This window comes from Candidatus Mycobacterium methanotrophicum (assembly GCF_023515995.1).
In the GTDB taxonomy this organism is placed as follows: domain Bacteria; phylum Actinomycetota; class Actinomycetes; order Mycobacteriales; family Mycobacteriaceae; genus Mycobacterium; species Mycobacterium methanotrophicum.
This window is the reverse complement of record NZ_CP097320.1, coordinates 3,040,628-3,059,520: the sequence shown is the minus strand read 5'-3', so window position 1 is coordinate 3,059,520 and position 18,893 is coordinate 3,040,628. Positions and strand designations below refer to the sequence as shown.

Annotated in this window: 20 protein-coding genes and 3 riboswitches; of the genes, 10 read left to right on the top strand and 10 right to left on the bottom strand. The window is 65.2% G+C overall.

The genetic code is table 11. The features are described from left to right. Together M5I08_RS15750 and M5I08_RS15745 are read left to right on the top strand one after the other, a co-directional pair. On the top strand, positions 1–1,263 hold the full coding sequence (locus M5I08_RS15750; RefSeq protein ID WP_219066167.1) for an MFS transporter: 1,263 nt from the start codon (positions 1–3) through the stop codon (positions 1,261–1,263). Between the two features lies 1 nt (position 1,264). Further along, entirely contained in the window at positions 1,265–3,004 is a 1,740-nt protein-coding gene (locus M5I08_RS15745; protein WP_219066168.1) for an NAD-binding protein, read from the top strand. On the opposite strand, the gene M5I08_RS15740 is transcribed toward M5I08_RS15745, so the two are convergent. The 7 genes from M5I08_RS15740 to M5I08_RS15700 all read right to left on the bottom strand — a co-directional run bounded on the left by M5I08_RS15740 (position 2,998) and on the right by M5I08_RS15700 (position 9,408). Further along, positions 2,998–4,101 carry a DUF190 domain-containing protein gene (locus M5I08_RS15740; protein WP_249762819.1) on the bottom strand — a complete coding sequence of 368 codons (1,104 nt, stop codon included), beginning with the start codon at positions 4,099–4,101 and terminating at the stop codon, positions 2,998–3,000. The genes M5I08_RS15745 and M5I08_RS15740 overlap by 7 nt on opposite strands. Next, positions 4,098–4,475, bottom strand: coding sequence for a fluoride efflux transporter CrcB (crcB, locus tag M5I08_RS15735; protein ID WP_219066170.1), 378 nt, complete (start codon positions 4,473–4,475; stop codon positions 4,098–4,100). The genes M5I08_RS15740 and crcB (M5I08_RS15735) overlap by 4 nt, the downstream gene beginning before the upstream one ends. Further along, positions 4,475–4,873 carry a fluoride efflux transporter CrcB gene (gene crcB / locus M5I08_RS15730; RefSeq protein ID WP_219066171.1) on the bottom strand — a complete coding sequence of 133 codons (399 nt, stop codon included), beginning with the start codon at positions 4,871–4,873 and terminating at the stop codon, positions 4,475–4,477. Before crcB (M5I08_RS15730) ends, crcB (M5I08_RS15735) begins: the two co-directional genes overlap by 1 nt. 64 nt (positions 4,874–4,937) lie before the next feature. Next, positions 4,938–6,485, bottom strand: coding sequence for a MutS-related protein (locus M5I08_RS15725; RefSeq protein ID WP_219066172.1), 1,548 nt, complete (start codon positions 6,483–6,485; stop codon positions 4,938–4,940). Positions 6,486–6,519: 34 nt separating this feature from the next. Continuing rightward, a riboswitch (Fluoride riboswitch) is annotated at positions 6,520–6,580 on the bottom strand. Between the two features lie 64 nt (positions 6,581–6,644). Then, positions 6,645–7,790: a PPE family protein gene (locus M5I08_RS26345; protein WP_219066173.1), complete on the bottom strand. Its 1,146-nt coding sequence runs from the start codon at positions 7,788–7,790 to the stop codon at positions 6,645–6,647. A gap of 111 nt (positions 7,791–7,901) precedes the next feature. After that, complete coding sequence (locus M5I08_RS26340; protein ID WP_370328649.1) at positions 7,902–9,092, bottom strand: PPE family protein; 1,191 nt, start codon at positions 9,090–9,092, stop codon at positions 7,902–7,904. A 16-nt stretch (positions 9,093–9,108) separates the two neighbouring features. Further along, on the bottom strand, positions 9,109–9,408 hold the full coding sequence (locus M5I08_RS15700) for a PE family protein (RefSeq protein WP_219066175.1): 300 nt from the start codon (positions 9,406–9,408) through the stop codon (positions 9,109–9,111). A gap of 358 nt (positions 9,409–9,766) precedes the next feature. Beyond that, a riboswitch (Fluoride riboswitch) is annotated at positions 9,767–9,828 on the bottom strand. Between the two features lie 181 nt (positions 9,829–10,009). Between M5I08_RS15700 and M5I08_RS15695 the strand changes: the two genes are divergently transcribed. Next, a complete protein-coding gene (locus M5I08_RS15695; protein ID WP_219066176.1) occupies positions 10,010–10,354 on the top strand; it encodes a hypothetical protein in 345 nt (114 codons plus the stop codon). On the opposite strand, the gene M5I08_RS15690 is transcribed toward M5I08_RS15695, so the two are convergent. Then, positions 10,299–10,769, bottom strand: a complete 471-nt coding sequence (locus M5I08_RS15690) for a histidine phosphatase family protein (RefSeq protein WP_249762818.1) — start codon at positions 10,767–10,769, stop codon at positions 10,299–10,301. The genes M5I08_RS15695 and M5I08_RS15690 overlap by 56 nt on opposite strands. Beyond that, on the bottom strand, positions 10,766–11,200 hold the full coding sequence (locus tag M5I08_RS15685; protein ID WP_219066177.1) for a universal stress protein: 435 nt from the start codon (positions 11,198–11,200) through the stop codon (positions 10,766–10,768). The genes M5I08_RS15690 and M5I08_RS15685 overlap by 4 nt, the downstream gene beginning before the upstream one ends. Positions 11,201–11,203: 3 nt before the next feature. Beyond that, positions 11,204–11,284: riboswitch (Fluoride riboswitch) on the bottom strand. Positions 11,285–11,372: 88 nt separating this feature from the next. Between M5I08_RS15685 and M5I08_RS15680 the strand changes: the two genes are divergently transcribed. Then, positions 11,373–11,861, top strand: coding sequence for a hypothetical protein (locus M5I08_RS15680; RefSeq protein WP_249762817.1), 489 nt, complete (start codon positions 11,373–11,375; stop codon positions 11,859–11,861). Then, a complete protein-coding gene (locus M5I08_RS15675; protein WP_249762816.1) occupies positions 11,815–12,174 on the top strand; it encodes a hypothetical protein in 360 nt (119 codons plus the stop codon). The genes M5I08_RS15680 and M5I08_RS15675 overlap by 47 nt, the downstream gene beginning before the upstream one ends. 67 nt (positions 12,175–12,241) lie before the next feature. Here the strand turns inward: M5I08_RS15675 and eno are convergent, their stop codons facing one another. Then, positions 12,242–13,507 (bottom strand): phosphopyruvate hydratase, encoded by a 1,266-nt coding sequence (gene eno, locus M5I08_RS15670; protein WP_219066178.1) that lies wholly within the window; start codon positions 13,505–13,507, stop codon positions 12,242–12,244. A 145-nt stretch (positions 13,508–13,652) separates the two neighbouring features. On the opposite strand from eno, the gene M5I08_RS15665 reads away from it, so the two are divergent. The 5 genes from M5I08_RS15665 (at position 13,653) to M5I08_RS15645 (ending at position 18,873) form a co-directional block, all read left to right on the top strand. Continuing rightward, entirely contained in the window at positions 13,653–14,834 is a 1,182-nt protein-coding gene (locus M5I08_RS15665) for a DUF190 domain-containing protein (RefSeq protein WP_219066179.1), read from the top strand. 121 nt (positions 14,835–14,955) lie between these two features. Further along, positions 14,956–15,324, top strand: coding sequence for a YraN family protein (locus M5I08_RS15660; protein ID WP_219066180.1), 369 nt, complete (start codon positions 14,956–14,958; stop codon positions 15,322–15,324). After that, positions 15,324–16,835, top strand: coding sequence for a YifB family Mg chelatase-like AAA ATPase (locus M5I08_RS15655; protein ID WP_219066181.1), 1,512 nt, complete (start codon positions 15,324–15,326; stop codon positions 16,833–16,835). Before M5I08_RS15660 ends, M5I08_RS15655 begins: the two co-directional genes overlap by 1 nt. Further along, entirely contained in the window at positions 16,832–17,980 is a 1,149-nt protein-coding gene (dprA, locus tag M5I08_RS15650; protein ID WP_219066182.1) for a DNA-processing protein DprA, read from the top strand. The genes M5I08_RS15655 and dprA overlap by 4 nt, the downstream gene beginning before the upstream one ends. 35 nt (positions 17,981–18,015) lie before the next feature. Then, positions 18,016–18,873: a siderophore-interacting protein gene (locus M5I08_RS15645; RefSeq protein WP_219066183.1), complete on the top strand. Its 858-nt coding sequence runs from the start codon at positions 18,016–18,018 to the stop codon at positions 18,871–18,873. Positions 18,874–18,893 lie beyond the last annotated feature (20 nt).

Sequence of the window (18,893 nt, the reverse complement as noted above, 5' to 3'; positions counted from 1 at the left end):
ATGACCGACGCTGACCACACGAGCGATGAGGGGATAGTCGAGGACCAGAACGCCGCACCCTGGCTGACACCCGGTGTCGGCGCCGTCGCAGCGGCAAGCTTCTTCTCGGATTCCGGTCATGAGGTGACCACGTCGGTGCTGCCGGCCTTTCTCACCAGCACACTGGGAGCTTCCGCGGCGGCGCTGGGCGTCATCGACGGAATCAGCGACGCGCTGACTGGCGTGATGAAGCTGATCGGCGGGCCGTTGGCGAACGAACCACACGGGCGGGCACGGACCGCGTCCTGCGGCTATCTGGGCACCGCGGTGGCGACCGGAGCGATCGGTGCAGCGATAACCGTATGGCAGGTTGGGGTGCTGCGTGCGATCGCCTGGTTGTCTCGTGGTCTGCGGTCTCCGGCGCGCGATGCGTTATTGGCTTCCCTGACCCCGACAACAGCGCACGGCAGGGCGTTCGGGCTGGAACGGGCCGGTGACAACCTTGGCGCCGTCGCGGGTCCGTTGCTGGCGGCCGGGTTGGTGACCTGGGTCGGTGTCCGGCCGGCGCTGTACCTGGCAGCGGTTCCAGGTTTGTTCGCGGCCATCGCGATCATGGTGGCCGCTCGCCAGTCCCGGCGCAGCGGGCACACCGCTGTCGGATCCTCGCCGCGTCGGCTTGAGCTGCGGGCATTGCGCGATGCCGGGCTGCTCCGCGCCCTGGCGCCGGTGCTGCTCTTCGAATTCGGCAACCTCGCGACGACTCTGCTGATATTGCGCGCGACCCAGCTGCTCACGTCGCAGCATCGGTCGGTGACGACGGCGACGTCGGTCGCGATCCTGATTTATGCGGGGCACAACGTGATTGCGACACTCGCATCTTTGGTAGCCGGGCGGTGGTATGACCGCGCGGGACCTCGGGTGGTATTCGCGACCGGCGCAGCGGTCTATGTCATCGCTTACGGCGCCTTCTCCATCGGTGCGCATAACGCGATCGCGGTCGCAGTAGCGTTCGCGGTAGCCGGAGCGGGTATCGGCCTTGCCGAGCCCACGGAATCCGCGGTGGTGGCACAGCTGCTCCCGGACCGGCTGCGCGGCAGCGGGTTCGGAGTGCTGGGAGCGGTGCAGGCCACAGGTGACGTGGTGGCGACCGTCGTCGCCGGATTGCTGTACACGTTGGTCTCGCCCGCCGTGGCGTTCGGCTACGCGGCTGTCTGGATGCTCGCGGCAACCATCGCTTCGATGGCGCTTCGCGGTTCAGCGAATCAACCACCGCGGGACGGTTGAAATGGACGCCAACCACATCATCGTCAGCGGCGAGGACGCCTTGGCCACGACGATCGCCGAGGAGCTGAAAAACGCCGGCGCGACCGTTGTCAAACTCGACGACACTGAGCTCGCAGACACCGAGACCGACCTTGCCGAAGCTGGTATTGCCGACGCGCTTGCTGTTGTCTGCGCCGCAGACGACGATTCGACAAACCTGGAAATCGCCTTGCTGGCAAGGAAAGCTAACCCCGAGGTGCGAGTCGTGGCGCGGCTGGCCAACGACGTGCTGTGCCAAGCGCTGTCTGACGGCAACGGGCCCGGCGCAATCTTGAACGTCGCCGAACTCGCGGCGCCGTCGGTCGTCGAGGCCTGTCTGGCTCACGCCACTCACCCGTTCGAAGCCGCCGGTATCCGATTCGCCGTCTCGGGCAGTTCGGCGTCGCGGGACGCTACGCTGCGTGAACTGTACGGCGGACTGGCCCCGGTGGCGGTGATCCGCGGCGCAAACTCCCCCAACCCCGGCGCGGTGGAGGTCTGCCCGGGCCGGGACCTGCAGGCGCACACCGGTGACTGGGCGGTGATGATCGGCACCGCCGACGAAGTGGCCGCCCGGGGCATCGAAGTGCCCCGCCCAGTTCGAACGCGATCGCGCCGGCCGCTGCCGCATCGGACTCTGGACGCCGCCCGCGCCTTACGCAACGACATCAACCCGGCGTTCTACCCGGTGGTGGCCGCCGTGCTCGCGCTGACTATCGGCTCCACAGTGGTGTTGCATTTGAGCCACCAGCGCCCTCGGATGGGGTGGATCGACGCGCTGTACTTCACCGTTGAAACGATCACCACGACTGGCTACGGCGACTTCAGCTTCGTGGACCAGCCCACCTGGTTGCGGCTGTTCGCCGCCATGATGATGTTTGGCGGCGTGACCACCATCGCTTTGCTGGTCGCGTTCATTTCCGACGTACTGCTGTCGCGACGCTTCGTTCTCGCCGCCGCACGCCCGCGGGTAGGCCACCTGCGTAACCACATCGTCGTCGTCGGACTGAGCGCGCTGGGGATCCGCGTGGTCCGCGATCTGGTCGCCACCGGACACGACGTCGCGGTGGTCGAGATCGATGAGGAGAACCGGTTCTTGTCAGCGGCACGCGAACTCGACGTGCCGGTGATCTTCGGCGACGCGACGCTGCGTCAGACACTGGAATCGGCGCGGGTGGATTGCGCCCGCGCGGTGACGGTGCTAACCCACGACGACATTGTCAACATCGAAGCCGGGATCATACTGGCCGAGATGCTCGGTCGCCGGTTGCGCCCGATGCACCACTGGCCCGGCGTTCCGCTCGTATTACAGGTATTCGACCGTGCGCTGGGCTTCGCGCTGGCGCAGCGATTCGGTTTCGTCAACGCTCGCTCTACCGTTGAGCTGGCCGCACCCTGGTTCATCGGCGCCGCCATCGGATTGGAGGTGCTCGACACGTTCTCGGTGGGTCAACGCTCCTTTGTGATCGGTGCGATGCGCGTGGCGCCCGGCAGCAAACTCGATGGCCTGCGCATGTTCGACCTGTCCACCCAAACCCGGGTCATCGCCATCACCCGGCCCAATTCAAGGGTTGAACTGAACCCACGCCGCGACGCCCGCCTTCGCGCCGACGACACCGTCTACCTCGTCGGGCCCTACCGCGAGCTGCTCGACACGCTGCGCAAAGGACAGTCGCCGACCGAGTCGAGCGCTGACGGCGAAGACCCAAGCGACGATCAGTAGTGGTAGTGGGCCGGCAGGAGATTGCCACGCCGACCGGGCGCGTGGATCGACAGTGCGGCGGGGACCATTTCACAGGTTACGACTCCGTGGTCGGCCGTCAGCTCGTTGACTACTTGGAAACTGCGCGCGATTGACGCGGGGGCGTCCACGATAATGGTCACGACGGGCACTTTCCTTACCAGCTGAACCAGTCTGTCGCCGTGCGGCCTATTGTGGGCCTGAAATCCCCAGACGCCGCGTACCGCGGTGGCGCCTTGGGCGATTTTCGATTTCAACAGCCGACGAACGATTTCTCGGTGAATCGGCGCGCCGTCGTAGGTGGCTCCCTCGGTGGTATGCACCATCAGCTTCTGCCACAGCGGCCGCCCATGTTCGTCAGTCGGCGGCAGTTCGCGCGGTGTCGCCAGCAGCTTGCCTTCCCGCTTGCAGAGCTGGATTCGTTCTATGGTCAGCAATGGATCCGGTATGACGGCGTTGAGTTCGGTGACGGTGGCCGAAACCTGGTCTGGAGTCCCCACGGAGACGACCATCATCGGAACGTTGACGTTGCGGCTGAAAAATCGGGCGCGGTATCGCACGCCATGCGCAGTCCCGTCGACGCCCAAAAGTGCTGCGGCAAAGGCAAATCCGTGGTGATACAACACATCGCATAAAGCGCGGTATGCGGGTATCCCGGCGACGCGTGCTGTGCGGCCCACATACACGCTGAGTTTGATCGCATCCCACGCGTGGGCTTCCACTAGGGCGGGCAAGACGTCACCGGGAACCAGCTGCGTCCGTTCCAGGGTGATCAGCCCGCGCCCCGTGATGGCCACGACGTCGTCGACTAAATCGTCGATCGTCGACTCGGTGTCTACCGCGTAGACCACTGCCGGCGGATCTTCCGACAAGCTCAGCGACTCGTCGGTACGCAGCACGCCGATCGGCCCGAAGCTTGCGATGCCGCGCAGCATCACGCTGGTCGCGACTTCGCGGTCATCGAACAGGTTCAGTACGTGATCGGCCAGAAACCCGGGCCGGGCGGCGCCCGTGCCATCGGTGACGGTACGTAGGCGCTCGGGGAAGTAAGCGCTGAGCTTCCAGGCCGGTTGGTTCACAGTCGTTCCCCGATCGGGTGCCCGAGCACCGTGGCGGCGATCCATTGGCCGAGCAACGCTGCCGCTAGACCAAGGACCATGCTGACGACGATATTCGCGAGGGCGGTGCCAAGTTGCCGCTCCTCTTCGAGCCGTTGGGTTTCCAACATCCAGGTGGAGAACGTGCTGTATCCACCGATAGCGGCAAGGGCGTGGTCGCTCAGCCCGAAGGAGAAGCCGGTGACGAGGCCCATCAGCACTGAGGCACTTGTGTTCACCGTTAGCGTGCCGAACGGAAATGACCGCTTGACTCTGTGGCCCACGGCGGCGTCCACCAGAAAACGCAGCATTCCGCCTACCCCGCCTGCGATCAACACACCTATCGGGATGGTCATCACAGCACCTGTGCACGGCGCACTGCTGCAGTGGCCACATATACCGCCAGCAAACCCAATACGATACTTGCGACGCTATAGCTCACGGCTAGGCCGTATTCCCCATGTTCGATCATCGCCAGGATTTCGGCCTGCATGGTCGAAAATGTGGTGAAGCCGCCACACACCCCGGTGCCGAGGAAGGGTCGACGATAGCTTGACACAGGCAACCGCTCCAGTAACCGGGTGGTGAAGTAGCCGATTAGGAATGCGCCGACGATGTTCGCAGTGAATGTCGACCACGGCCAGCGCGTCGGCTCGGGGGCTGGCATGAGGGCCGTGACTGCGCTCCTGGCCAGGGTGCCCACCACGCCACCGGCGAAGACCGCGGCCAATGCGCGGTAGTCATAGCTTGCCAATCGTCGTAATCCTTTCTCGTCGACGGGTGCCTGCGCAGCGCGCCGCGCCGACTGCTCTGTGTGATCAGCGGGCTGGCATGTGGTTGCCCCGAATACCCGCGGGCACGCCGAAAACACGCCGAAACGAATCCTCCCCGTAGCTGGTGGGTTCGGGTTCACCCGGCATCAGCCGAAACGTTCGTGCGCCATCGGGACGTCGTTCGGCTCGCAGGAACAAGTCGGCGGGGTTGTGGCGTGCGTAGAGGCTGCTGGCCAGGTCATAAAGGTGGGTCACGTAAATGACTTTCACGCCGCTTTCGATCATGGCGTAAACGATGCCGCGCGCGATCTCCGATCCCTCGCGCTCGTTGGTGGATGCGAAGGATTCGTTGCAGAGTAGCAATGATGTCGGGGTGATGCCATCGGCGATGGCATTCATCCGGGCAAGTTCTTCGTCGAACTTGCCGTGCAGCGTCGCCAACGTCCCTTGCCGTTCGAAGTGGGTGTATATGCGGTCGGGAAGCATCACGCTCGCGTGTCTGGCAGGTATCGGGCAGCCGAGCGACGCGAGGTAGACGCACTGTCCGATGGTTCTGGCGAAGGTTGTCTTCCCGCCCTGGTTGGGCCCGGTCACAACCAAGACCCGCTCAACGTCCGACAAGTGGAAGTCGTTGGCTATGACGGGTTTATCGGCAGCGACGGACTTGACTGCCAGTGCCAGATCAAAGCCGTTTTCGACTGAGAGGCTTCCAGGTTCGGCCGTTACCTCGGGATAGGTGAAGGCCAACCCGGCGGAGCCCAAGCGGTGGACAAATTCCAGATAGGCGAGATAGCAACGGACCTCGCGCTCGAACCGGGCGATCGTCGGTTCGATGAAGTGTTCGTTGCAGTCGCAGTAGGCGGCAAGCAGGCTAAATGTTTCGGGGTAGAGTTTGGCGACGCATTCGAGGATTTGTTCTTCGACGTGGTTCATGTCGGGGTAGTTCTCGAACGGCACGCGGTAGTCGTCACGCACCTCGGTGGCGAATCGGTCGAAAGTCTGCACCACCTCCACGCTGTAATCGCTCTGGTCCTTGAACTTTTCGACGTGGACCCGCAGTCCCTGGATATGCACCGTGTAGCGGACCTCGTGCAGCTGGGTATGCAGTGCCGCGGTGTCGGCCGTCAGTTTGCGGAAGGTGTCGCTGTCGGTGTAATCGACCACGTGGTCGAAAAAGCTCTGCAACCCTTGCGAAGCGAGCTCTACGCCAGTGAGGCCGTCGCGAAGCTGCGTTATTGCCCCGCAACAGGATTCGACGGCGTGGGCGAGCCACCCCTGCTGTTGCAGCGGGTGCCACAGCTTTGCAGCCCGGCTGACTTCGCGTCTCGTCGTGCGTATGCCGTCGACAAATCTTTGGATGGGCTCACGTGTTTGCTCGCGTTCGAGGTCGTGGAATAGCCGGTGGCGGTAGTCGATGGTGGAAATCTCGTGCAACGGCGCGTGGAAGAACTTCTTCAGGTGCTCATTGATATCTCCGATGGTCGCCGCAGCGACGATTTCGTCGAGGTGCAGATCAGCGAAGCAATCAGGAGCGGCGTCGATATCGGGTTCTGCTTGCGGCCCAGGAAACAGGATGCTCGTGAAGGACGACATTCTTCGCCTCACCTGCCTTCTACCGCGGATCACTCACGTGGTAGAAGCCATCAGCCGGTGCGGCGGTCGAGGCGAGCTTCATCGCCTGGTTTGTTCCATCGTACGCTAGACGTTGCCGCTCCTCAGCAGTGTCGTCAGGGTGGCATCGCCTCTGGTGTGTCATCCGGCCGACGGCGACTTGGGTACGACGCTGGGGGTGCGCAGCTTGGCGGCGACATTGCTGACACCGCGCCCGGCCAGCGTGCCTAGCAGCGACTCACCGAAGATGCTTTGGGACACCGCATCGTAGGGTATCGGTGCGGTTGCGGGATTTGGCAGAGCGAGCGCTGCCGGGTTGACCGCAGGGGTGGCGGTGGCTGCCCAGGTTTGCGGTACCGACAATGTGCCGACCAAACTGGCGCGCCCGACCACCGCCGAAACCGCTGGCCCGCCGAGGTTCGCGGACAGCGCAGATGGCGGTGGGGGAAGCGGGCCCCCCAAGAATGGTCCGACTCCCTGAAAGGCGTCGCGTTGGGCGGCGATCGAAATGGCGTTGTTCGTGACGTTCATCGACGCCCCGGAAAACGAGGAGCTGGTAGAGGATGCGGCTGCGCTTCCGCTGTCTATCGCGTCGGCGCCAAACAACGTGAAAAGGTCGAACAGGTTCAAGGAGCCCGCCGATGGTTGAGCGGCCAGTCCTTGCAGTGTGGTGGGTAGCTGCGAGAGCGTCTGTGCTTGGTTGGCGGCGGGCGCACTGGCGGCCTGAGCGACCGCAGCGGCTTGGGCGCCCTGCCCGGCTGGATTAGTGGTAGCCGGTGGCTGGGCGAACGGCGTGAACCGCGTCGCGGCCGCCGAGGAGTTGGCGTAACCATACATTGTCGAGGCGTCCTGAGCCCACATCTCGTCGTAGGCGGCTTCGGTGGCCGCGATCGCCGGGCTGTTCTGCCCGAAGAAGTTCGACGCGATCAGCGACGTCAATTGGGTGCGGTTGGCCGCGACGAGCGGCGGGGGCACGGTCATCGCAAACGCGGACTGGTAGGCGCTTGCCGCTGTTCTGGCGTGGGCGGCGGTCTGCTCGGCCTGCGCGGCGGTGCTGTGCATCCACGCAATATAGGGTGAAACCGCTTCGGACATCATGATCGACGATGGGCCCTGCCATCCGTCCACGGCCAGACCGGCGATCACCGAGCGGTAGGTGGCGGCCGACGAATTCAGCTCGCCGGCGAGTTCGTCCCAGGCGTTGGCGGCGGCCAGCATTGACCCGGGGCCGGGGCCGGAATACATCCTGGCCGAGTTGATTTCCGGGGGAAGCGCTCCAAAGTCCATGTCTAACAGCCTTTCTCAACGTGCAACGGCCGGGTTGGGGTTGATCGGCGGCGGTGGTGTCTTCGTGTTCGATTTGTCATATGCGTGTGCGTCATGGGTGTTCCTGCGGTGTTATCCGGCGGCTGGCGAGCGCACGATGATCGGACGAGTCTTCGGTTGCCGCGGGGGAGCAACGTCTCGGGAAAGAGTCCCAAGAACCGCCTGGCTAAATGAGCTACCGGGGACTTGAGGCATTTGTCCGGAAGCCTCAGCTGTGACGGTGGCGCCGGAGTCGGGTAACGCCAAGGCAACTGGCCGTACCTCTGGAACGGCGCCAACCCAGCTAGGCGGCACCGACAACGACCCGAGCGGGCTCGCTCGCCCCATTCCCGCCGACACTGCTGTGCCGCCCGGCATGCCCGGACTTGTCCAGCCCGCGGTGATCGGCTCGAATCCCGGCAGCTTCTTCGCATCCCCCTGACGTTGAAATGCGACCCGTTCGTTGGTGATGAGGATGCTGCGCCCCGATGCAACCGAGCTGCCACCCCAACCGATCCCCATGTTGGTGATCCTTGGGGTATTGATTCCCCATAGGTAGAGATCAACCACGAAGCCGACCTCTGGAGACATCAGGAACGAGATGATCGACGACAGGCCCGGTGGGTCGGCGGCGGGCGCGGCGAGTTGTCCCAGCGCAGGTGGTGTGGATGTCAGCTGCGTCAGCGCTGTCGGTTGACTACCGGCTGAGCTGGCGACGGCGTGGGCGACAGTGGCGGATTGGGCGGTCAGCCCTGCCGGATCGGTGGTAGGCGGCGGCTGGCTGAACGGGTTCAATCTAGCTGCCGCCGCAGAAGACCCCGCGTATCCGTACATGGCCACAGCGTCTTGGATCCACATCTGCACGTAGTGCGCCTCGGTGGCCGCGATGGCCGGTGTGTTCTGCCCGAAGAAGTTCGTCGCGACCAACACCATCAACTGGCTGCGGTTGGCCGCGATCACCGGTGGCGGCACCGTCATCGCGAACGCGAGCTCGTAGGCCGCCGCCGCGTCCTTGGCCTGCGCAGCGGTCTGCTCGGCCTGGGCCGCGGTAGCCTGCAGCCAGGCCACATACGGCGCCGCCGCCGCCGCCATCGACATCGACGAGGGTCCCCGCCACTGGCCGCTGGTCAGCTCCGTAATGGCGGATCCGTAGCGCGCGGCCGTCGACGACAGCTCTGCGGCCAGCGTGTCCCAGGCGGCTGCGGCGACCAGCATCGGGCCGGAGCCGGCGCCGGAATACATTCTGGCAGAGTTGATCTCCGGTGGTAATGCTCCGAAATCCAGCACCAGCAGACCTTCCTCAGAGGGCAGCCGCGGCGTTCGCGGCCTCGGTGGCCGCATAAGAGCTAGCGCTGGCTCTCAGTGTTGAGACGAACCTCTCGTGGATCGCCGCGGCTTGGGCGCTCATCGCCTGATACATCTGCGCGTGGGCGGCGAACTGAGCCGCCGTCAACGCCGAGACCTCGTCGGCGGCTGCAGGTACGACGCCGGCGGTCGGCGGCGCCGCGGCGGCGTTCTGGGCGCTCATCGTCGAGCCGAGAGCAGCCAAGTTGGCGGCCGCCGCGGCAAGGGCTTCCGGTTGCGTGGTGACGAACGACATCCGTTTTCCTTTCCACAGGTATCAAATACGGTTGACTATTCATATGGTCGAATAACGGGCCATCTGGTGTGCTCGCTAGCATGAAGTGCTAAACCGGAGTCGCAGTGACCGTGACCGCGCACATGACGTGTGAATACCATCCTGATGGACGAATACGTTGGACACGCCGCTCGAGCCAGCGATCGGCCACCAAATCTGGCCCTATCCCAGCACTGTTGAAACCTGCGGTGCGGCATCGGTCCCAAACGGTGAGATGAGAGACGACCAGGCGTGTTGCAGCCGCGAATGTCCAGTAGTCGCTTCAACGAGGATCAGATTCTGCCCTAACCGCCCCACCCCGCCTTCTACCCCAAGCATGCTCGCGGTAGAAGCCATCAGCCGGTGCGGCGGTTAAAGGCGGGCCTCATCGCCTCAACGCGATGCTAACGGTGGGTTAACCCCAAATGCAACGTCACGTATGTAACCATTGGCAAACATCGCCGCAAGCGGAATGATACCGATAGGCGGAGGGACTCGCCCAAACCGCGGACATCGCCGATAGTCCCTATGATAACGAGCCAGGACGAGAAAGCATGTCCGATAACGCTTCCCCAGGGTCGTCGTGAGTTCGCCGTTCCGCCCGATCAGGGATCCGGCGCGATTCGATGTGATGTTCTGGTTACCGCCAGGCGGTATCGACAACGGAGTATGGGCCAGTGCGTGGGCGGAATTGGCCGATCTGGACGCAGACGATATCGACGCGGTGTTGGGTTTGCTGGCAAGTGCCGATGTCGGCGGCTACGTTGCGACCCCGGGTGGCCGTGCGCACCACCGAGAACAGCTGGTGGTGCACCGGTTATGGGTGGATTCGCTGCAATACCATAAGGCAGAAGACCTGCTGATGACATATTTCAGCGGCCCGGGTCACCGCGACGACCGAAGCGGTTGGTCCGCGACCTGGTCGTAGGCGTCCGCCCGCCACGCACCGTCGACCAGGCTGAGCTGGTTCCAGCACGCGGTTCGCTGACGCACATCGCCGAGCGCGGGGTCAAGCTGTCCAAGCAGCGCGCGGTTGAACGCATCGTGGGACACCATGACCAGCGGTCCGGGACCATAGTCGGCCACCAGCTCGAAGAATGCTCGACGGTCACCGTCGCACCGCAGGCCGCACCAATCGCGTGTGCGGTGGCGACGGCTCGTTGCAGCGGACTGCAGATGACCGCGGTGGGGTGCTTGGGCACGAGCGCATCGGCGAGCCGAGCCGCCTCAACAATCCCGACCTCGTCCAATGGAGGGTCGCTGAGCCCACGCAGCCGCCCCTGCGCGTTGAGCGCCGTGCGACCGTGCCGGGCGAGAAAAACACGATCAACGGCCGCGGTCATCGCGGGACCGTTCCAAACGGAGGAACCACCACAACGGGACGGTCACCGCAGCGCAACAAGTTTCGCGCAACATTCCCTGTGATCATGTGCCCGAATGCCGCGCCGATGCCTTGTTCAGGTCGACCGACAATCAGCATCGAGGCTCCGTGTTGTCTAGCCGCTTGCAGCAAGACCGACGCGGAATCGCCCCGGAGGCGGTGATAGGTGCACTGCACATCACCGAGGGCATCTGCGACATGCCGGCATTCGGCATCGAGATCCACGTCACGACTGGTGGAATTCGGCGGCGCGGTATCGGCGTCGTCAACGACATGAACGACGTGCAGTGGCGCGTTCAGGGCGCCAGCGAGTTCGCCCGCGAACACCAGCGCGGCCCTGCTGGCTGGGTGGCGGTCGTATCCGACAACTAAAACCACGACAACCTCCCGCATTACGCTCCTGCAGGAACCATCAGCCTGGACGGCGGTTCGGGTCGTGGTTACGTACCCGGGCGGAGACCCATCACCTGGGCCCCAAGCCTAGGGTGTCAAGGTCGGACTGGTTCCGGCGCACATCTGGATGCCACGCGGCTACGCCGCGGCTCCGGGTCCGGCTCGCGCCATAATGGCAGGTGCCGCAGTCAATCCTGACCTTGCGGCGTTGATCTCGTGGTCGAGTGTGGAGAACGCCGGTGTGATCACCACCGGATTCGGCGTTGCGCTGGTGGGCGCGTCAGTTGGCCAGCCGAAGTTGGTCGCGGCCGGGCTGGTGGCCGGCACTGCGCAGGTGATGGCCCACGCGCTTGGCGAGACGTTGCTGTTCGTGTCGGCATCGACGATCGAACACGTCGCCGGTACCACCGATCTCGATTCGGCTGGGCGGCATTGTGCGCCGATTACCCTGGGCCGGCGCGGGTTTGGCGATCGGATCGCTGACTTTGGCGGGGCTGCCGCTGACCAGGCAGCAGGCGCCAACGCGAAACCGTGGGTGCTGCAGCCGGTGTTCGACGATTTTTCGGCCCTGCCGCCGAGTTGGCTCGAGTTGGCTATGGATCGTGCTACCGCTGATGGCGGCGGCTATAGCCGGGTTCGCGACGTTGTTCGCCGGCCGTAACCCCTTCCGCGCCCGTCGGGTGAGGCCGTGGTCGTCGGCGTCACCAGGTGTCGACCGCGGGCTGGGCTACACGTCCTTCGCCTACGCGAACCCGGTACGCAACGTTTTGTCCAATGTGCTCCTGACCAGGTCTGAGCTGATCGAGACGTCGGCTGAACCCAGCGGCGACCGGGCGGTCTCCGGTTTGTTCACCTACCGCGTCGACGTCGTCGATCTTGTCGAGCGATTTTTCTACCGGCCGCTGATCGCGACGTTGGTGGCGGTGCCGCGTTTGCCCGACGGCTACAGTCGGGCCGTCTCGATGCTTACATGACTTACATGCTGATCGCGGTCCTCGCCGTATTGGCCGTGGTGATCGCGACATCATGAGGTCAGGGAAATCAATGAGCCGGCAGGCCGAACGCCAGATCCGGTGTCGCTGCGCTGATTTCGAGGAGACGATTGTATTTGGCCACGCGTTCGCCGCGGGCTGGGGCGCCCGACTTGATCTGACCGCAACCCGACGCCACCGCCAGATCGGCGATGAACGAATCGTCGGTTTCACCCGAACGATGCGAAATCATCGCACCGTAACCTGCACTTCGGCAAACCTTGAGTGCCTCAAGGGTTTCGGTGACCGTCCCGATCTGGTTGACCTTGATCAGAGCAGCGTTGGCGATACCGGCGCGCACTCCGGATGCGATGAGTTCTGGATTGGTCACAAAATTGTCGTCGCCGACCAGCTGCACCCGATGACCCAATGCCTCAGTCAGCTTCTGCCAGCCAGCGGTGTCGTGCTCGCCCATACCGTCTTCGATGCTCCACACCGGGAACCTGTCGACGATGCTCGTGTAGCGGTCGATCAGCTCGTCGCTGGACAACGATTGCCAGCCCAACCGGTAGCGGCCGTCGTGGTGGAATTCACTGGCGGCCGGGTCCAGCGCAATCGCGACACCATCGCGCCCTGCGGTGTAGCCGGCATCACCGATGGCCTTGGTGAGCAGTTCCAACGCCTCATCTGCGCCGTCGACATTGGGTGCAAAACCACCCTCGTCACCCAACCCCGTCGCGAGGTTACGGTCGGCCAACGTCGAGCGGAGGCGCCGGTACACCTCTGCGCCCGCATGGACCGCTTCCTGCAGCGACGGCGCCCCGAGCGGGGCGATCATGAATTCTTGAAAGCCGAGACCATTTATGGCGTGGGCGCCGCCGTTGATGACATTGAAGTGCGGAATCGGAAGCCTCGGATCCACCCCTTTGGGAATCAACCACTGCCACAACGGTTGTCCTGCCTCCAGCGCAAACGCCTGGGCGGCAGCCATCGATGCACCGACGATCGCATTGGCGCCCAACCGCGACTTGTCGGGGGTGCCATCCAGCTCGCACAAGGTCTGATCAACCTCGTCCAGCCTGCTGAACGGCCGACTCGTCAGCGCCTCGGCGATCGGCCCGTTGACCCCGGCCACCGCATTGAGCACACCCAGGCCCCCGTAGCGCTCGTCATGGTCGCGCAACTCCACGGCCTCCCGGCTGCCGGTGGACGCCCCGGAGGGCACGCCGGAACGCACCTGCCTTCCATCCGACAGCCCGGCACACACCGACAACGTGGGCCGACCGCGCGAGTCGAGAATTTCTATCGCCGAGATCGACGAAAACTTAACGGCCACTTAAGTTCCTCCGCGTCGGGGATCGATCCGGCGCAGTGGTACTGCGGCCGGATCGACCTTCATCAGTTGCGTAGGGACCGTTGGCCGTCCATATCAGACGCGCGGTTGTGGCGGGCCCCACCGCCGTCTTGACTAACCTACCAGCATGCTCGGCCACTCTGCACGGTTTCACCCAAGGCAAGTGCGCTCAGCGGGGCGCTCTGAACTAAACGACCGACATGAAAACGGCTGTACTGCAACGGAGGTAGCGGCGGATGAAGAATGCCTCAAGCTGATCACGTACTTCGATGAGCGTCAACGCGTCGGCCACCGCTTCGTGGCCGAGGCCATGCTCGGTCTGTACGAACAACGACGGGTCGCGACCAGCATCGTGCTCCGCGGGATCGCCGGCTTCGGTTCCCGGCATCAGTTCAGAACTGATCAGTCCCTGAGCCTGTCGGAGGACCCCGCTGTCGCAGTGATCGCGGTGGACGCCAAGCCAGTCATCGAGGGATTGATCGAACCCATACTGGCCCTCGAAAAGCGCGGCCTGATCAGCCTGGAGCGTGCGCGGTTGTTGCGTGACGACATCCACAGCATCGAGCTGTCCGACCAATATCCCGAGGAAACCAGGCTGACGATCTACGTCGGCCGCAAGGAGCGGCTGTACGGCGTGCCCGCCTACATTGCGCTCTGTGATCTGCTCTACCGGCGCCAACTCGCCGGCGCATCAGTTTTCTTGGGCGTCGACGGCACGGCTCGTGGCCAACGTGAGCGAGCACAGTTCTTCGGCCGCAACGCCGACGTTCCGATGATGATCATCGCCGTCGGCAGCGGCGAGCGGATCGGCCGGCTGCTGCCCGAGATTGGCGGGCTGCTCCGGCGGCCCGTCGTCACGCTGGAACGGGTCCGGGTGTGCAAGCGCGACGGCGAACTCTTGGAGCGACCGCACGCTTTGCCAGGAACCGACGAGCACGGTTTGGCGCTCTGGCAGAAGTTGATGGTCTACTCCTCGGAATCTGCACGTTGCGACGGGATGCCGATTCACCGTGCGCTAATTCACCGACTCCGGAAACACGAGTCGTCACACGGGGCAACCGTGTTGCGCGGAATCTGGGGCTTCCACGGCGATCACGCCCCGCACGGTGACAAGCTGCTCTCATTGAGCCGGCATGTCCCGGTCGTGACGATCATCATCGACACCCCGAACAACATCGCCGCGTCCTTTGACGTAGTCGACGAAATCACTCGCGAGCAAGGCCTGGTGACAAGCGAAATGGTGCCCGCACTGGCCGCTGTCGACGACCACGGCGACAGCGGGCCGCGCATCGCACATCACCGGTACTAGGGCGAAGCGTCGAGTCGCGCCAGCTGTGGATTGCCGCGCAACTGGGGATAACCGGCCACCGTCCCGGCTCGACTGCAGCGCGACGGATATCCGCGTCGGTGCACTGCCGCAAGGTGGCCGCATGACGATGTTCACGCGGGCCGAAATCGGGGCGCTCGGTGAGCAGTTGGCCACCGATCACCTGACCGGGCTGGGACTGCGGATATTGGCCCGCAATTGGCGCTGCCGGTACGGCGAGCTGGATGTGATCGCCGTTGACTCGACCACCAACACCGTGGTGTTTGTCGAAGTGAAAACCCGCACCGGTGACGGTTTTGGCGGTCTGGCGCAAGCGGTGACCGAGCAGAAAGCGCGCCGATTGCGTCGGCTGGCCGCGATGTGGCTCGCCGGTCAGGAGCAGCGTTGGGCCGCTGTCCGCATCGATGTGATCGGGGTTCGCGTCGGCCGATGTCGAACCCCGGAAATCAGTCACCTGCAGGGGATCGGCTGATGGCGCTGGGGCGGGCGTTCTCGGTCGCGGTGCTGGGGCTGGACGGCGCGATCGTGGAAATCGAAGCCGACATCACCTCGGGCCTGCCGGGCGTGCATCTGGTGGGGCTGCCCGATGCCGCGTTGCAGGAGTCGCGAGACCGGGTCCGGGCGGCGATCACCAACTGCAGCAACCGCTGGCCGATGTCTCGCCTCACGCTGGCGCTTTCACCGGCAACGCTGCCGAAGACGGGCTCGGTATACGACCTGGCCTTAGCGGCCGCAGTGTTGTCGGCGCAGCGCAAGACGCCGTGGCGACAACTGGAGACCGTCGTGCTGTTGGGTGAATTGGCTCTCGACGGACGGGTTCGGCCGGTGCGCGGCGTGCTGCCGGCGGTGCTGGCGGCCAGAGGGGAGGGCTGGAAAGCCGCGGTGGTTCCGGTGGACAACCTGCCTGAAGCCAGCCTGGTCGACGGCATCGAGATCTGGGGCGTGCGCACGCTGGCGCAGCTACAGAACTGGCTCAGCGGGTCGGCGCAGTTAGACGAGCGGATCAGCGGAGTAGTTCCGGAGGCCGGGCCGCCCGCGGATCTGGCCGACGTGGTGGGACAGGCCCAGGCCCGCTTCGCCGTCGAGGTGGCCGCCGCCGGGGCGCACCATCTGATGCTCACCGGGCCACCGGGTGTGGGCAAAACAATGCTGGCACAACGTCTTCCGGGACTGCTGCCGTCACTGTCGGACAGCGAGTCGTTGGAGGTCACCGCTATTCACTCGGTGGCCGGACTGCTGTCGGATGCCACACCGCTGATAACCCGGCCGCCGTTCGTTGCGCCGCACCACAACTCCAGCGTCGCAGCGTTGGTCGGTGGCGGATCGGGAATGGCACGGCCCGGCGCCGTCAGCCGGGCGCATCGTGGGGTGTTGTTCCTCGACGAATGCGCCGAAATCAGCGTCAACGTATTGGAGGCCCTGCGAACTCCATTGGAGGACGGCGAGATCCGCCTGGCCCGCCGCGATGGGGTGGCCTGCTATCCCGCCCGCTTTCAACTGATTATGGCCGCCAACCCGTGCCCCTGCGCGCCGGCGGATCCGCGTGACTGCATCTGCGCGGCAGCGGTCAAACGCCGCTACCTGGGCCGGTTGTCCGGGCCGCTGCTGGACCGCGTCGACTTGCGAGTCGAGATGCATCCGGTGCGGATGAGCGCGTTCGCGACCACCGAGGCCGAGTCGACGGCTCAGGTCCGCAGCAGGGTGGCATCGGCCCGCGAGGCGGCGATGCAGCGTTGGCGTCCACACCGATTCAACACCAACGCCGAGGTCAGCGGGACACTGCTGCGGCGCCGGTTCCGCCTCGGCGGCGCGGCGATGCAGCCGCTGAGCAGCGCGCTGGAACGCGGTCTGCTCAGCATCCGCGGCGTCGACCGGACATTGCGAGTCGCCTGGACATTGGCCGACCTGGCCGGCCGCACGTCGCCGGGACGCGATGAAGTGGCGGTCGCGCTGAGCTTTCGGCAGTGCGGAGCCGCGCGATGACCGATCTGGCGTTGCGTGCATGGGCCTACTTGTCTCGGGTGGCCGAACCACCCTGCGCTGAATTGGCCGTGCTGGTGGGTCGTGTCGGGCCGGTAGAAGCGGCCGAACGGGTGCGACGGGGTCAGGTCGACGACAACCTGGCCCACCACACCGAAGCGAGGCGCGAAATCGACCGGGTCGCGGATGATCTCGAATTGCTTGCACGTCGCGGCGGTCGGCTGATCACGCCGGACGACGACGAGTGGCCAATGCTGGCCGTCGCCGCGTTCAGCAGCGTCGCGGTCGCGGCGAAGCCACAGGGCAGGCCGCCACTGGTGTTGTGGGCGAAGGGGCCGGCGCGGCTCGACGAGACGGCGCAGCGGGCGGCCGCTGTTGTCGGAACGCGAGCGGCCACCCGCTACGGCGAGCACGTCGCTGGCGACCTGGCGACCGGGCTGGCCGAGCAGGACGTCGCGGTGGTCTCCGGTGGGGCCTACGGCATCGACGGCGCGGCCCACCGTGGCGCGCTCGCAGCCGAGGGCGTCACTGTGGCGGTCTTGGCGGGTGGGCTTGATATCCCCTATCCCGCTGGGCATTCCGGCTTGCTGCATCGGATCGGCAGCAACGGCTTGTTGATCACGGAATATCCGCCGGGCGTGCGGCCTGCACGGCATCGGTTCCTGACCCGCAATCGGTTGGTTGCGGCATTTGCCGGCGCAGCGGTGGTGGTGGAAGCCGGTTTGCGCAGTGGCGCGGCGAACAGCGCCGCGTGGGCGCGGGCGCTGGGCAGGGTGGTCGGCGCGGTGCCCGGGCCGGTGACCTCCTCGGCGTCGACGGGATGCCACGTCCTGCTGCGCGGCGGCGCGGAGGTGATCACTCGCGCCGAGGACATCGTCGAGTTGGTGGGTTCCATCGGCGAGCTGGCGCCGGAGCAGCCCCGTCCGGCAACGCCGCTGGACGGCCTCAGCGACGCCGAGCGTCAGGTGTACGAGGCGCTGCCGGGGCGTGGGCTGGCCACGGTCGACGAGATCGCCGTCGCCGCCGCGCTGGAGCCGACGCGAACACTGGCGCCGCTGGCGATGCTGGAGGTCGCAGGCCTGGCCGAGCGACACGATGGCCGCTGGCGAATCGTCCGCAGCTCGTATAGTCGGCGGGGTCAGCTCTGAAGGGTCCTGAAGGGTCGAAAAGAGGGGAGAATCGCGTGGCCGGTCGACCAGTGCATACCTTCGAAGTGGTGCGCCGCGAAGAACTCGCGTCGCATATGGTCCGGGTTGTTCTCGGCGGCAACGGTTTCGACACCTTCAAGGCCAGCAAGTTCACCGACTCCTACGTCAAACTGGTATTCGTCGCTGACGACGTCGATGTGGCGAGCCTGCCGCAACCCTTGACGCTGGATAGCTTCGCCGACCTACCTGTCACCAAGCAGCCGGTGGTGCGGACCATGACCGTGCGGCGTGCCGACCCGGTCGCCCGCGAGCTGGCCATCGACATCCTCGTGCACGGTGAGCACGGCGCGGCCGGCCCGTGGGCCGCGGCGGCCGAGCCCGGCCAGCCGGTGTGCCTGATGGGTCCCAGTGGCGCCTACAGCCCGGATCCCGCTGCCGACTGGCACCTGCTGGCCGGTGACGAGACTGCCTTGCCGGCCATCAGCGTCGCGCTGGAAGCGCTGCCGCCCAACGCCATTGGCCAGGCGTTCATCGAGATCGCCGGACCGGAGAACGAAATCCCGCTGACCGCACCCGAGGGCGTCGGGATCAATTGGATTTACCGCGGCGGGCGAGCCGATCTGGTCAGCGAGGATCGAGCCGGCGACCACGCGCCGTTGATCGATGCGGTCAAGTCGGCCCGGTGGCTTCCCGGGCAGGTACACGTCTTCGTCCACGGTGAAGCGCAAGCGGTCATGCACAACATTCGGCCCTATATCCGCAAAGACCGCGAAGTGGATCCGAAGTGGGCGTCGATCTCGGGTTACTGGCGGCGCGGCCGCACCGAAGAGACGTTCCGGCAGTGGAAAAAAGAACTCGCGGCCGCCGAGGCGGCAGCTGGCGAAGCTGACTGATCGCCGACTGGCATTCTGAC